The 14,877-nt window shown below is 50.7% G+C and carries 15 protein-coding genes; 10 read left to right on the forward strand and 5 right to left on the reverse strand.

The window, feature by feature from the left end:
• The first annotated feature begins 303 nt into the window (after positions 1–303).
• Positions 304–933, forward strand: a complete 630-nt coding sequence (locus tag IR195_RS11145) for a hypothetical protein (protein ID WP_206047550.1) — start codon at positions 304–306, stop codon at positions 931–933.
• A gap of 39 nt (positions 934–972) precedes the next feature.
• On the forward strand, positions 973–1,986 hold the full coding sequence (locus IR195_RS11150; protein ID WP_146943586.1) for a hypothetical protein: 1,014 nt from the start codon (positions 973–975) through the stop codon (positions 1,984–1,986).
• A gap of 130 nt (positions 1,987–2,116) precedes the next feature.
• On the opposite strand, the gene IR195_RS11155 is transcribed toward IR195_RS11150, so the two are convergent.
• Positions 2,117–2,878 (reverse strand): SDR family oxidoreductase, encoded by a 762-nt coding sequence (locus IR195_RS11155; RefSeq protein WP_206047551.1) that lies wholly within the window; start codon positions 2,876–2,878, stop codon positions 2,117–2,119.
• A gap of 229 nt (positions 2,879–3,107) precedes the next feature.
• Between IR195_RS11155 and IR195_RS11160 the strand changes: the two genes are divergently transcribed.
• The 4 genes from IR195_RS11160 to IR195_RS11175 all read left to right on the forward strand — a co-directional run bounded on the left by IR195_RS11160 (position 3,108) and on the right by IR195_RS11175 (position 6,696).
• Positions 3,108–3,578, forward strand: coding sequence for an FxsA family protein (locus tag IR195_RS11160; protein ID WP_206047552.1), 471 nt, complete (start codon positions 3,108–3,110; stop codon positions 3,576–3,578).
• A gap of 231 nt (positions 3,579–3,809) precedes the next feature.
• Positions 3,810–4,103, forward strand: coding sequence for a co-chaperone GroES (locus IR195_RS11165; RefSeq protein ID WP_125748415.1), 294 nt, complete (start codon positions 3,810–3,812; stop codon positions 4,101–4,103).
• 58 nt (positions 4,104–4,161) lie between these two features.
• Entirely contained in the window at positions 4,162–5,805 is a 1,644-nt protein-coding gene (groL, locus tag IR195_RS11170) for a chaperonin GroEL (RefSeq protein WP_125748418.1), read from the forward strand.
• 156 nt (positions 5,806–5,961) lie between these two features.
• On the forward strand, positions 5,962–6,696 hold the full coding sequence (locus IR195_RS11175) for an RNA methyltransferase (RefSeq protein WP_206047553.1): 735 nt from the start codon (positions 5,962–5,964) through the stop codon (positions 6,694–6,696).
• A 74-nt stretch (positions 6,697–6,770) separates the two neighbouring features.
• Here the strand turns inward: IR195_RS11175 and IR195_RS11180 are convergent, their stop codons facing one another.
• The 4 genes from IR195_RS11180 to IR195_RS11195 all read right to left on the reverse strand — a co-directional run bounded on the left by IR195_RS11180 (position 6,771) and on the right by IR195_RS11195 (position 11,206).
• Positions 6,771–8,117, reverse strand: coding sequence for a Na+/H+ antiporter family protein (locus IR195_RS11180; protein ID WP_146943592.1), 1,347 nt, complete (start codon positions 8,115–8,117; stop codon positions 6,771–6,773).
• Between the two features lie 184 nt (positions 8,118–8,301).
• Positions 8,302–9,537, reverse strand: a complete 1,236-nt coding sequence (locus IR195_RS11185) for an acetate/propionate family kinase (protein WP_206047554.1) — start codon at positions 9,535–9,537, stop codon at positions 8,302–8,304.
• Between the two features lie 2 nt (positions 9,538–9,539).
• Positions 9,540–10,970 (reverse strand): bifunctional enoyl-CoA hydratase/phosphate acetyltransferase, encoded by a 1,431-nt coding sequence (locus tag IR195_RS11190; protein WP_172420952.1) that lies wholly within the window; start codon positions 10,968–10,970, stop codon positions 9,540–9,542.
• A gap of 26 nt (positions 10,971–10,996) precedes the next feature.
• Entirely contained in the window at positions 10,997–11,206 is a 210-nt protein-coding gene (locus tag IR195_RS11195; RefSeq protein WP_206047555.1) for a hypothetical protein, read from the reverse strand.
• Between the two features lie 390 nt (positions 11,207–11,596).
• On the opposite strand from IR195_RS11195, the gene IR195_RS11200 reads away from it, so the two are divergent.
• From IR195_RS11200 to IR195_RS11210, 4 genes are all read left to right on the forward strand, one after another.
• Entirely contained in the window at positions 11,597–12,991 is a 1,395-nt protein-coding gene (locus IR195_RS11200; RefSeq protein WP_206047556.1) for a GntP family permease, read from the forward strand.
• A gap of 63 nt (positions 12,992–13,054) precedes the next feature.
• Complete coding sequence (locus tag IR195_RS11205; protein WP_125748434.1) at positions 13,055–14,263, forward strand: MFS transporter; 1,209 nt, start codon at positions 13,055–13,057, stop codon at positions 14,261–14,263.
• Positions 14,260–14,391: a hypothetical protein gene (locus tag IR195_RS20545; protein WP_268765426.1), complete on the forward strand. Its 132-nt coding sequence runs from the start codon at positions 14,260–14,262 to the stop codon at positions 14,389–14,391. Before IR195_RS11205 ends, IR195_RS20545 begins: the two co-directional genes overlap by 4 nt.
• A 35-nt stretch (positions 14,392–14,426) precedes the next feature.
• Positions 14,427–14,876 carry a potassium channel family protein gene (locus tag IR195_RS11210; protein WP_206047557.1) on the forward strand — a complete coding sequence of 150 codons (450 nt, stop codon included), beginning with the start codon at positions 14,427–14,429 and terminating at the stop codon, positions 14,874–14,876.
• Position 14,877: the final 1 nt, after the last annotated feature.

Raw genomic sequence — 14,877 nt, forward strand, 5'->3', positions numbered from 1 at the left:
TAACGCCTATCTGTCACACTGATCGATTGCGCCCGACGCGTAACTGTTTGACGGATATGGCTTTATGATTTATTTTACTTACAGCTACCAGATTTAGGTTCTAGTGCCGTAAGGTGTGGGAGTTCGAGTCTCCCCATCCGCACCAATTTAAAGGTCTTCACCTTCGAAAAATTCGGTAGCTTTATGCTAACCGAATTTTTTTGTTTTCCGACTCTAACATTACTCAACTAGCTGACCCCAACCTCTTTTTGAGCTACGTTAGCAGTTATCAATGCCACTTTGATTTGAGAAGGATCTCAACCCATGGAATGGCTTAAAGATAACGCTCAGGCAATCTCTGCGATTGCCAGCATCTGCACCCTTCTTGTCTGGGTATTTTATGCCCAGCTGCTTTACAACGGCTATGTCCGCCAGAGACGTCCTAGGATTATCGTTAATAGAGGCAAGGGTATTGGCAAAGACGCGCTGTGCTTAATAAGCAACATGAGCAGTGAAGCCATTTATATTCAGCATTTAGTGGCCGTTTTACACACTAATGAGCACCGCTATGAGCTTGATGTTGTGGAATATCAGCAGCAAAGCGGTGATGATGAAAACGCAGGCTATCGGACGCACCAAGGTCCCCTGGCGTCGGGCGACTATCTTCACATACAATCCTTTGGTTCTATCTTGCAGCAGCTTATCCACCATTATGGTATTGATGAGCACTCTTTAAGACAGCATACTCCTCAGCTCGAAATACGCGTCATCGCTATTTATAGCTCTGAAGATATGCCTGTCGGCGCAACACGGCACTTTGAATTAAACTTGTCAGCCGACCCTCTTTACCAACTAACCCCGCTACAGGTCGATACGAAACGTATGACCAGCCGCCGGGAAAGACAACGCGTACTGCAATGGGCTAAAGATATTGAAATGTACAAAGCAAAATAATATGTCGCATTCAGACAACATTTTTCTAGGGAGCCTTCGATGAAACCAGTGCTCGCTGTCTTTTTCTTTGGCGTATTTTGTGCACTATCGCCAAACGCCTATTCTGCTGAAACCTATGCTACCGAGGAAGATAGCGACAGCGACCTACCCGAGTGGGCTGAAACACGCGTTGAGCCATTTCGCGCAAGCATTGGCAACTGGGTAGACAACACGTCGAGAAACATTGACGCTTTTTTTGGCGGTGATCAATCCGCTTCCGTAGACAACAGGTCTTATCTCCGCCTTGGCCAGGAAATTGACTGGATGGAAGGCGAAGGCACTAACGGTGATATTAGTGTGCGTTATCGCATCGATCTTCCCACGACAGAAGACCGCCTTCGCTTAATCATTGAAAGTGATCCAGAAGAATCACAAGGCACGCTGGCTGAACAAGGCTCTGGGCGGCTCTATAACGACCAGCGCGATCGCAGAACATCAACATTCGGCCTTGATTGGTTAGAAAGTAGAGACAAACGTGAGCACTGGAGCAACCGTTTTGGCGCTGGCGTTCGCCTGCGACTCCCCCTTGACCCCTATGTCCGTTTTACCAGCGAACGCCTATGGGACTTAAAGGATAGCCCCTGGCAGCTAGAATCATTTAATCGACTATCCTGGTTTAACAACTCAGGTTATTCAGCACGCACCGAGTGGGATCTTGGCCGCCCATTATCCACCAATCGCCACCTGCGATTTATTACCAACGTGCAGTGGCGTGAGGAAGAGGACACGCTTGAGTACAGCGAGGTAGTGCAGCTAAACCAGCGCTTAAACAGCCGTAGCGCACTTCGTTACTCAGCTATCGCCATTGGTGAAAGCCTGTCTAGTCCGCGAATGACAAACTATTATCTGCAAACCCGCTACCGCAGAGATATCCATAAAGGAATACTGTTTGCAGATGTCATTCCAGAGCTGCATTTTCAGCGAGAGGTCAGCTACGACCCACGCTGGGCGATGACATTACGGGTAGAAATGTACTTCCAGCGAGAGCTACAGCGCGATCACTTCCGCTTCTAGTCATTAGCGCCCCACCACAAACACACAATAGGCCATTGACAGTTCTGCCAATGGCCTATTAGTGAGTTGCCACCGTTAGCAGCGATACTAGTCGCACCAGCTCTATTGGCAACCGCTGATTTTTAGTGATTTAAACCCGCAAACCACCGTCACACTCGATAATTCGCGCCGTGAAGTAGTCATTTTCAAAAATGAAGGCAACGCTTCTCGCGATGTCATCTGGATTACCCAACCGCTTAAGAGGCACATTCGAAGCGATCCTTTCTAACATATCGGGTCGCATGGAAGCTGTCATTTCGGTCTCAACAAACCCTGGCGCCACAGTTCCAGTACGAATGCCATAGCGGGCAAGCTCTTTACCCCAGGTAACTGTTAACGCATGAACACCAGCTTTAGCAGCAGCGTAATTGCTTTGCCCCATATTTCCGGCTCGAGAAATACTTGAAATATTAACAATAACGCCCTGGTGACCAGCTTCTACCATCTGCGTTGCCGCTTCACGGCCGCACAGGAAAACGCCGGTTAAATTAACATCAAGCACTTTTTGCCAAGCGGATAGCGACATGCGTTTTTCAACTACCCCTTCTTTTGCTTTGATCAGCAAATCGTCATTAGTGATTCCCGCATTGTTAATACAACCACTTATCGGCCCCATGCGAACTGCAATGTCAGCAAATGCCTGCTCCACTGACTGCTCATCGGCCACATTTGTCACAAAGGCGTGCGCCTGAATATCTTGAGACGCTAACACCGATACCGCCTCATCCAGTGTTTCTGCACTCATATCCAAAAGCGCCAGCCGGGCACCTTGACTACCTAGCCGCTTCGCCATAGCAAAGCCTAGACCGCGGGCTCCCCCGGTAATCGCGATCACTTTATTTGTCAGGTTCATCTGATTCTCCTTAGACCAATACTTATAAAGACCGGCACTTAAAATTGCTTACTAAGCGCTACCTATATCGCCTCTTAAAAGGTCACCGTTGTGCATCGCAGCATAAAGACTATTGAACGAAATATCGAGCATTAGAACACAGACGCAAGCATGCTAACCGAACGTTGGCTGCTTGTTTTCACGAATTCTGCCACCATATTGACCAATTACGTTTGTTATGGAGTCTGTCATGCCCATTCTTCTTTTTATATCGCTGTTTACGTTAGTTGATTTTGTACTACTGTTTTCTATCGGTAGCCAAATTGGTTTATTAACCACTCTGCTTCTAGTACTGGGCACTGGCTTCATCGGTCTACACCTAATTCGCAAAGAGGGTGTTTCCACTCTGGCGCGTGCGCGACAGCGCATGCAAGTGGGCGAAATTCCTTCTCAAGAGCTGTTTACTGGAGCCGCACTAATTTTCGGTGGTGCCCTACTTTTGGCCCCAGGCTTTCTTTCTGATGCGTTAGGCATCGCCTGCCTGCTACCGAACGCTCGCCAGTTAATTTTTAAAGCCCTCACTTGGCTAGGCTTAAAAAGCACTGCTGACCAACAGCAGCAGACAAGCTACGAACAGCCCTATACATCCCGTTCCGGCAGTCAAGAGGGGCCAATTGAAGGCGAATTCATTAGCCGCGATGAAACAGCAAGGCGGCGCTGAGGGCTCACCGAAGAAGAATGTCAAAAAACCACATTTTTTTATCACTTGCCCCTTGAAAGGCTACGAGCAGCCCCCACTTTTTGAGTCAGCACACAAGTTCGGCGGATGCACTAGCTTTCGCCATTAACATGAAGGTGGTTTACCTTCACTTTTCGCGGGCAAGAGGCCCACGAAAATCTCATTTAGCTAACTGCCCTTATGGGCTTTGACGATACTCAGGAGAACGTGAGCATGAATATCCGTCCTTTGCACGATCGCGTCGTTGTTCGTCGCGTGGAAGAAGAGCAGAAAACCGCTGGCGGCATCGTGCTTCCGGGCAACGCCCAGGAAAAACCCACTCGCGGTGAAGTCCTGGCGGTTGGTAATGGTCGCATTCTCGACAGCGGTGACGTACGCCCGCTGGACGTTAAAGTTGGCGACTCGGTGATTTTCAAAGACGGTTTCGGCGTTGAGAAACAGAAAATCAACGGCGAAGAAGTTCTGATCATGAGCGAAGCCGATATCTTGGCAGTCGTCGAAGGCTAAACCTCGCCTCGACTACTTACTTTTCCTTTTAAATTTCAATGTTTAGGAAATAACGAACATGGCAGCTAAGCAAGTTAAGTTCTCCGATGATGCCCGCAAACGCATGGCACGTGGCGTTGACGTTCTGGCCAACGCAGTAAAAGTTACCCTCGGCCCGAAAGGCCGCAACGTGGTGCTGGACAAATCTTTCGGCGCACCGACCGTTACTAAAGATGGTGTATCAGTTGCCAAAGAGATCGAACTGAAAGACAAGTTCGAAAACATGGGCGCTCAGATGGTTAAGGAAGTTGCTTCCAAAACGTCTGACGCTGCAGGTGACGGTACTACTACAGCAACTGTTCTGGCCCAGGCAATTGTCGCAGAAGGCTTGAAAGGCGTTACTGCTGGCATGAACCCGATGGATCTTAAGCGCGGTATCGACCAAGCAGTTAGCGCGGCCGTTAAAGAGATTCAGGCAATGTCGGTTCCTTGCACCGATACCAAGTCGATTGCTCAGGTAGGCACAATCTCTGCTAACGGCGACAAGCGCATTGGCGAGATCATCGCTGAAGCGATGGAAAAAGTCGGTAAAGAAGGCGTCATCACCGTTGATGAAGGCCGTGGCTTCGAAGATGAGCTGGAAGTCGTTGAAGGTATGCAGTTTGATCGCGGCTACCTCTCGCCCTACTTCGTGACTAACCAAGACACCATGGCTGTCGAGCTGGAAGATCCTTACATCCTGCTCGTAGATAAAAAAATCTCCAACATCCGCGAATTATTGCCGGTGCTGGAAGCGGTAGCTAAGCAAGGCAAACCGCTCGCGATTATCGCCGAAGATATCGAAGGCGAAGCGTTAGCAACGCTGGTTGTGAACAATATGCGTGGCATCGTTAAAGTTGCTGCCGCTAAAGCACCCGGCTTCGGCGACCGTCGCAAAGCGATGCTGCAGGATATCGCTATCCTGACTAACGGCACCGTGATTTCTGAGGAAGTTGGCCTGACGCTGGAGCAAGCGAACCTGGATCACCTGGGTACTGCTAAGCGCATGACGATGTCTAAAGAAAACACCACCATCATTGATGGCGCTGGTGTTGAAAATGACATCGAAGCACGCGTTAACCAGATCCGTGCGCAGATTGAAGAAACCTCTTCTGACTACGACAAAGAGAAGCTGCAAGAGCGCGTCGCCAAGCTGGCAGGCGGTGTTGCTGTTATTCGCGTCGGTGCGGCTACCGAAGTAGAAATGAAAGAGAAGAAAGCTCGTGTTGAAGATGCACTGCACTCAACCCGCGCTGCAGTAGAAGAAGGCGTAGTACCTGGTGGCGGTACTGCACTGGTTCGCGTCATGGCTAAAGTACAAGGCCTGACTGGCGACAACGAAGACCAGAACCACGGTATCAACATGGCGCTGCGCGCTATGCAGTCTCCGCTGCGTCAGATTGTTACCAACGCCGGTGAAGAAGCCGCTGTTGTTATCAACCGCGTTAAAGATGGTGAAGGTAACTTCGGCTATAACGCGCAAACAGGTGAGTACGGCGACCTGTTCGAAATGGGTGTTCTGGACCCGGCTAAAGTAACCCGTACTGCACTGCAGTCCGCTGGTTCTGTCGCTGGTCTGATGATCACCACTGAGTGCATGATCGCTGACGACCCTGAAGAGAAAGAAGCTGCTCCTGACATGGGTGGCATGGGCGGAATGGGTGGCATGGGCGGCATGATGTAATGCACCCTTGAGCCTATCGCTCTGACGTTTAACGTCGTTAAGAACCCCGCCACGGCGGGGTTCTTTTATTTGGCAATGCCTCTCACTACCTCTAACGGTAGTTAAAATCATGCTACCATCAGCGCCTTTATCCGGCAGCTGTAGGTCTTCATTACCGTGCTCTCCAATATTCGCATTGTACTAGTGCAAACCTTCCACCCAGGCAACATTGGCGCTACCGCTCGGGCGATGAAAACCATGGGCTTATCCGAGCTCGTATTGGTTAATCCGCGCGCATTCCCAGATGACGAAGCCACTCGCATGGCAGCTGGTGCAACAGATGTGCTTGAAAATGCCAGCCTTGTAAGCAGCCTTGAAGAAGCGGTTAGTGATTGCGTACAAGTGGTCGGTGCGAGTGCAAGGCTCCGTAGCCTGCCGCTGCCACACTTCGATGAACCTGATAACATGGCACAGCAGGTAATTGAGAACGCCGCACAAGCGCCGGTTGCACTGGTATTCGGGCGTGAACGCTCAGGTCTCACCAACGACGAAATACGCTGCTGCACACACCAGGTCAGCATTCCTGCCAACCCTGAATACGGTATTTTAAATCTATCGCAGGCCGTGCAGATTTTAGCCTATGAAGTACACCGTGCTTGGCGGAAGCGCGATGATAGTCACTTCATGTACCAACGGCCACTTGAAGCCACCCCACCCAGCCGCGAGCAGTTTGTGCACTTCCAGGAGCATCTTGGGCGTCTGATGCAGCAAAGTGGCTTTCTTACCCAGCCCCATGCCCGCACAGAAGAACAGCTTCAAGCGCTGTTTTCCCGGGCTCAACCCAGCCGCAAGGAGCTCTCCTTACTGCGCGGCATGCTCAGCGCTTTCGAGACGCACCTCCCCAGGCAATAATCATGGTTGTAGTATAAAAAAGGGCAGCTCATGGCTGCCCTTCTTGGTCTGCGCGATGGTTTGCGTGACAAAGCTTAAAGCGACATCGCAGCCAACCACCCAAAAGCAATCAGCGGTATATTGTAGTGCAGAAAGGTAGGCACCACGCTGTCCCACATATGATCATGCTGTCCATCAACATTTAGACCCGAGGTTGGCCCCAGCGTGGAATCGGACGCTGGCGAGCCAGCATCGCCCAGTGCCGCTGCCGTACCAACCAGTACAACCGTCGCCATTGGCGAGAAACCGAACTGCACCGCCAGCGGTACAAAAATCGCTGCGATAATGGGAATGGTTGAAAACGAAGAGCCAATCCCCAGGGTAATAAACAAACCCACCAGTAGCATAACGAACGCCGCTAAACCACGGTTATCACCAAACAGTTCAAACGCGCCTGTCACTAGCGATTCGATATCCCCTGTGGCTTTCATCACTTCTGCAAAGCCTGCCGCTGAAATCATGATGAAGCCGATTAACGCCATCATGCGCATACCACTGGTAAATAGATCGTCTGCTTCACGCCACTTAAAAATGCCCCCCAGCGAAAGCAAAGCAATCCCCACTAGCCCACCAATTATCATAGAGCCGGTATATAGCTGTAATCCTAACGCGGCCACAATAGCTACGCCCGACATCACAAGTCCAAACGTATGAGGCTTGGCAGGCGTGTGGCCCTGCTGGGCGTTAGTTGCTACTAGATCTTTATTAGTATATTCGCGCTGCCCGCGGTAGCTGAAGAACAGTGCTACCAGTAAGCCAATGGCCATTCCTCCTACCGGAATAGCCATCGCCATGGGTACCATCCCCCGGGTAATTTCCAAGCCCAATGACTCGCCAGCGCTATTTAAATTTGCCAGCAGAATATCATTCAAAAAGATCGCGCCAAATCCTACAGGTAGCAGCATATACGGAGCGGTTAAGCCAAAGGTAAGCGCACACGCCACTGCGCGGCGGTCAAGCTGGAGGCGATTCATTACCACTAACAGTGGCGGAATCAACACTGGGATAAACGCTATATGCACCGGAATGGCATTTTGTGATGAGATAGCTACTAAAAGCACTGCAACAAGCAAAAACACTTTAACCCGCGCCTGATGTGCCGCAGTTGCTTCTTTTCCCAACATTGTAATCAAGCGATTGGCCAGCATATCTGGCAGCCCTGAGCGGGAAATAGCCACCGCAAAGGCTCCAAGCGTGGCATAAGCAAGGGCAACTTGCGCGCCCCCACCAACGCCATCATTGAATGCACTGAGCGTTTCATCCAGCGAAAGACCGCCAACCAAGCCCCCTACCAGCGCGCCTACAACCAGTGCAAACACCACGGATACCCGAGCAAGCGAAAGCGCCACCATGACTAGCACAGCAAGAATTACCGCGTTCATTAAGATTCCCAGTTAGATAAGTGAGTGAGCTTACAAAAACTGAAGATTCTATCAGATCAAGGGTTTCTCGGTAGCGGTAATGACTGTAGTAACCACCACAACAGAGGCTGTACTCAACCACCTCTACGAACAGTGGTTCAAGTAATCCCCTGAGCAGCATCAGGTGGCAATATTAAAACGTTGCTTAATCCATCCTATTGAGCAGCGCTAGACAGTCACTGGCGATTACTCGCTCTTCATCAGTGGGAATGACCCAAACGCCGACACGGCTACTCGTTGAGGAGATGCAAGTGGCATCACGCGCATTAGATTTTTCATCAAGTTGCATGCCCATCCACTCACACTGCGCCACAATGCGAGCACGTACCGGTGCGGCATGCTGACCAATGCCCGCAGTGAATATCAATTGATCAAGCCCGCCTAACGCACCAGCTAAGCTGGCGATTTCCCGCGCGGCGCGATAGCAGTAAAGCTCAACAGCCTCTTCGGCTTCAGGGGCATCGCTTGCAAGCAACTCGCGCATATCGCTACTTATTCCGGAGACACCGAGCAACCCTGAACGCTTATATAAAAGCGCTGACACGTCCTCAATACTCATTTTTTCATTACCAATTAGGTAAAGCACTACTCCTGGGTCCAAGGCACCGGAACGTGTCCCCATCGGCAATCCATCAAGCGCAGTAAACCCCATGCTGGAAGCCACACTAACCCCATCACGAATAGCACACATGCTGGCACCGTTACCCAAATGCGCCACCACCACCCGTGAACGGCGTGCATCGTCAGGTAACACATGGGCTAGAGTACGCTGAATATAATCGTAGGAAAGACCGTGGAAGCCGTAGCGTATCACCCCCTTGGCCGTCAATTCCCGCGGCAAAGCAAACTGCCGAGCCACCCAGGGCTGACGAGTATGAAACGCGGTATCAAAACATGCGATCTGTGGCACGTCTGGCAACTGCGCCATCAGTAGCTTGATAGGTGCAAGTCCATGGGGCTGATGCAGCGGCGCTAAGCTTGAAAACTTTTCCAACTCGATCACGTCGTTAGCGCTTAACTTAGTCGCTTCAAAGTAAGTTTGGCCACCATGAACAACGCGGTGGCCAATGGCAATCAGGGCACCTTTATCCTCACGCTGCTCAATCCATGCTATTAGTTTTGTGATGGCCTCTTCATGATTTACTGCTGGCGTTAGCCCTAGCGCCTTAAGTGTTTGCACATCATAGTAATGCGGAGACTGCCCAGGTTCGCGATGGGCTAATGACACGCGACATTGCGACGTTGCCAGGCCCGAAAAATGACCGCTGTAGGCGAGCGTTAACGCCTCTTGAGCACCACCGGCAGCGCCTTCAAGATTGATGTGATAAAGCGCAAACTTGACGCTGGAGGAACCGCTGTTCAGCACCAGTATTTCCTGCATGATTATGCTCCTGAAGGGCTACTAAGCAGGCTACTCCGGCGCTGATAGTCAGCAAAGAGTAACGCTAATGCACTGGATGCCATACGCGTCAACGCATCATCCGCGCGACTTGTCAGCATGATCGGCACTCTAGCGCCGATGACAACGCCTGCCCCCGTCGCATCCGCCAGGTGAGTCAGTTGCTTCATCAACATATTGGCCGCTTCAAGATCTGGCGCGAGCAGGATGTCGGCGCGCCCTGCCACTGACGAAACAATACCTTTGGTTCTTGCCGCCGCTTCTGAGACGGCATTATCGAAAGCCAGCGGACCGTCCAAGGTGCCACCGCTAATCTGGCCGCGCTCAGCCATCTTACATAGGGCCGCCGCATCAATCGTAGAAGTGATTTTGGGGTTGACGGTCTCAACAGCGGAAAGAATCGCCACACGAGGATTGTCGTTACCCAATGCGTGAGCTAACTCAATCGCGTTTTGAACAATATCGCGCTTTTCAGCTAGCTTAGGATAGATATTGATCGCTGCATCGGTAATCAACAATGGCCGCGGGTAGGTTGGCACATCAAAGGCCATCACATGACTAAGGCACCGCTCGGTACGCAACCCTGTGTCGCGCTTGAGCACTTCATGTAAAAGCTCATCGGTGTGCAGCGCACCTTTCATCAACGCACCTACGTGGCCCTGACGTGCGAGTGCCACCGCTTGTTCTGCAGCCGCGTGGCTGTGGGCAACATCCACCAGCTCGAATGCACTGATATCCACCTCGGCCTTCTCAGCGGCGAGCTGTATTTTCCTTTTAGGCCCCACTAATACGGGGATGATCAGTCCTTGCGCCGCAGATTCAACCGCTCCACAAATGGCGCTTTGGTCTACCGGATGTACAACCGCAGTGGGCATGGGCGCGGGATGATCGGCAGCGGTTAGAATCTCATGCAACCTGCCACGCTCGGTTAAACGCACTTTGGGCAGCGAGGCGCGAGGCCGTTGGATTTTTTTAACCGGTGCCAATACGCTAGCTTCACCTTCGATTACCGTATCACCGCGTTGATTTTCGCATCGGCAAGCAAAGGTAATCCTATGACGCTGATCGTCTTTTTCGATAGCCCTAACGGATACCCGCAGCACATCCCCCAGCCTTACGGGTGCTTTGAACTGTAACGACTGGGTAAGATAGACCGTGCCCGGCCCGGGCAGCTGTGTTCCCAGTACAGTGGATATCAGTGCGCCTCCCCACATGCCATGGGCAATCACTTCCTGAAAACGGCTACTCTTGGCGAAATCGCTGTCGACATGTGACGGATTAATATCACCTGACATCACTGCAAACAGTTTGATGTCCTCCATGGTCAGGCGTTTTTCTAGGTGGGCTTCATCACCTAGCGTAATTTCGTCATAGGTACGATTTTCAATTAGCTCATTAGCATCATTAACCGGCATCAACTTACTCCTTTAAACCACTTCCTTTAGAAACGAAGGTGATGGCCTGCATCTACATAGTGGGTTAACCCCGTCAGCGATGCGCCCGCATCATCAGCACTGGGCGAAGCGTAGCTCACTAAGCACGTAGCGCCAGCGTGATGCAGCGCTTGGGCACAGCCAAAAGCGATACTGTCTTGATTAGCAAGTCCCGCAACAATCCCGACCTTGCCTCGCATGGAAAAAGGATTCAGCACCACTGGCCTCCTGCTAATCAATTATCAAAAGTGGTCCTACACCAACCGATGAAGGGGGCGTCGGTGTCACCCACACTGCCCTGTCTTAACTTAAGCATTTTTTATGTCTTTTAAGCGTCACTAACAGATGCGAATCATTTGTGACACAAGCTTACGACTTTAGTCAAAGCACACTTGTTGCTTTGCAACATACTACCTAGTATGCCGCCCTCAGCCACTTACGGACACTGCTAATTTAAGGATACATGTTTTAGTAATGTTTCTAATAGCGTGTCTTGTTTGTTAGCCATGTTGCTAATCAGGTTGTTTTTAAAGTCATTGTTTTTCAAGTCATCGCTTTTAAAAACACTGTCTTAAAACGCATTTTTTAACTATATTTTGGGAGCCTGTATGGGCATGCTAGCGATCATTATTTCCTTAATACTGCTGATGTTTTTTGCTTACCGCGGTATCTCTGTGCTGCTACTCGCCCCGCTTATGGCATCACTAGCGGTGTTACTCTCAGGCGATGTGGCTTTTCTGCTGCCGATCTACACCGATACTTTCATGAAAGCGCTGGGGAACTACGTTATTCAGTTCTTTCCGTTATTTTTGCTCGGAGCACTGTTTGGCCAATTAATGGCTGACTCGGGAGCAGCACAGTCAATCTCAAATGGCATCATTAATCGGCTCGGCACCCACCACGTAGTACTGACCGTCGTTATTGCTTGTGCTGTGCTGACCTATGGCGGTGTATCACTCTTTGTCGTCGCCTTCGCTATTTATCCCATTAGCCGTGAGTTATTTCGCCAAGCGAATGTGCCTAAGCGCTTAATACCCGCCTCTATTGCGCTGGGATCCTTCACGTTTACCATGACAGCATTACCTGGCACCCCCTCTATTCAAAATGCCATTCCCATTCCTTACTTTGGTACGAACAGCTTCGCAGCACCAGGGCTAGGGGTTATTGCGGGACTGATTATGCTGGGATTAGGCATTTGCTACCTGCAGTCACGCGTTAACAAAGCAGCGGCCTGTGGCGAAGGTTATGGCACGCACACAGAGCGAGAATCAGAACCAACTGACAACGCTGACACCTCGCCAACCATGGCACTGCCTATTGCGTTGATTCCACTAATAATGGTGATCGGCCTTAACGCGCTTTTTACTTACGGCATTTTCCCAGCAATGGATCTTAGCTTTATCAGCGATGCCTTCAACAACATAACGCCTAGCCGACAAGCAGGGTTGTGGGCCATTTTAATTGCACTACTCAGTGCCTCCACATGGTTAATTATTACTCGCTGGCGGCACTGGCGAGATCTAAAGGGCACGATAAACCAAGGGTGTTTCGGCTCGCTTCTTCCCATCTTCAATACGGCTTCTGAAGTGGGCTACGGAGCGGTTATCGCAACGCTAGCAGGGTTCGCCATTATTCGTGACGCTGTGCTCAATGTATCTCCAGGTAATCCGCTGATATCTGAAGCTATGGCCATGAGCGTGCTCGCAGGCATTACAGGGTCTTCATCAGGCGGCCTTTCCATCGCTTTACAAACGCTTGGCAACGAATACCTCGCAATGGCTGAACAAACCGGTATCAGCCCAGAACTCATGCACCGAGTGGCGGCGCTTGCAGCCGGCGGTATGGATACGTTACCCCACTCTGGCGCGGTGATTACGCTGCTGGCAATCTGCGGACTAAACCACCGCCAGTCATACGCCAATGTGGCAATGGTTACTATCGTGCTGCCTATCGCAGCGCTGATCAGTGTGATCACACTTGGCACGCTGTTTGGAAGCTTCTAAAGATAGCTAACCCGTGAGATAGTTAGTTAACGCGTTAACTAACTACATAACAAAGGACTTAAAATGGTCTTGCCGCGACATCGCACACTACTCCTTATCGTGCTAGCAAGCGTGGTTATCTCCACTGCTATGGGACTTCGACATGGTTTTGGGCTTTTCCTTGAGCCAATGAGCAGCGATTTCGGCTGGGGGCGCGGCGTATTTGCCTTTGCCCTTGCGGTCCAAAACCTTATTTGGGGGCTCTCTCAGCCTTTCACTGGTGCGCTGGCTGACCGTTTCGGAGCGGCGAGAATCATTGCCATAGGGGCTATTTTGTATGTGGCTGGACTGTGCTTTATGAGTCTTTCCACCAGCGCATTAGGCATGACACTAAGCGCTGGTTTGCTCATTGGTTTAGGTCTATCAGGCACCACATTTTCAGTAATTTTGGGCGCAGTGGGACGCGCAGTAGCCCCTGAAAAGCGCAGTATGGCGATGGGCATTGTCAGTGCCGCTGGCTCTTTTGGGCAGTTTGCGATGTTACCCGGTACACTGGGACTAATTGAGTGGCTTGGCTGGTCAGCAGCCCTGCTAGCGATGGGCGCCATTGCTGCGCTGATGATCCCACTGGGGGCGATGTTGAAAGACCGTCCAAAGCCCAGCGCGCAGGGTGATTTAAGCTTACGCGATGCGCTTAATGAGGCAGTCGGCCAGAAAGGCTTTTGGCTACTATGCCTGGGGTTTTTCGTCTGTGGTTTTCAAGTTGTCTTTATTGCTGTTCACCTACCGGGGTATTTATTCGATAACGGGCTGGCTATTCAGGTGGGCACCACGGTGTTAGCGCTGGTTGGTTTGTTCAACATTGTGGGTACCTACACGGCCGGATGGATGGGAGGAATCTGGTCAAAACCACGCATACTTAGCTGGTTATATTTAATTCGCGGCGCGATAATTACCGCGTTTGTGATGCTACCGCTGACCTCTACCAGTGCTTACTTATTTGGTATCGCCATGGGCCTACTATGGCTTTCAACCGTGCCATTGACCAACGGTATTGTGGCGTCTGTATTTGGTGTTCGTCATTTATCCATGCTAGGCGGCATTGTATTCTTATTCCACCAGTTAGGATCGTTTATGGGTGTCTGGCTTGGCGGATATCTTTATGATCTCACTGGCCATTATGACACTGTTTGGAAGATTGCTATTGTGCTTTCATTGGTCGCCGCTGGTCTGCACTGGTTCATTAGCGAAAAACCGCTGGCACGCAACATCACTCCACAGGTAGTCTCATGAAGCAACTAACAGCGTTGGTAATGTTGATCGTCTTTGCAACGCTACTGCTAGGCGGAGTGTTGCTAGCCTGGTGGGGCTGGCACTCTTTAGATGGCTCACTGCTAGTCTTTGGCAGCCGTTTATGCTGAACATTCTCTCATAGCAACGTTGGGATTCTTACTACTTGACCATTCCATACCCCGAACATTTGGTCGTCGTAATAACTACGTTCATCGCTGTCGTCATAGCGGTGCTGCTTCACTACGAATCGCTATGGCTTATCTCACGACAAATTGAACGATCACATAAACCTCATCGCCAGCGTATCCTTGGTATGGCATTCGGTGTTTTATTGACGCACGTGGCCGAAATTTGGCTGTTTGGCATGACCGGATGGTGGCTAACGGAGCTCAACGATATTGGCGCCCTGCGAGGTTATGACAGCTTTAATCTATTAGACTATATATTTTTTTCTGCCGTCACCTACACCACTGTCGGTTATGGGGATATTTATGCAACGGGACCCGTTCGATTCCTATACGGAACACTGGCATTAACAGGCTTTGTCCTGATCACTTGGTCGGCATCGTTCACCTTTATTGAAATGCAAAAACATTGGCGGGTGGGGAGATAGC

Source organism: Vreelandella venusta (assembly GCF_015689495.1).
GTDB lineage: Bacteria > Pseudomonadota > Gammaproteobacteria > Pseudomonadales > Halomonadaceae > Vreelandella > Vreelandella venusta.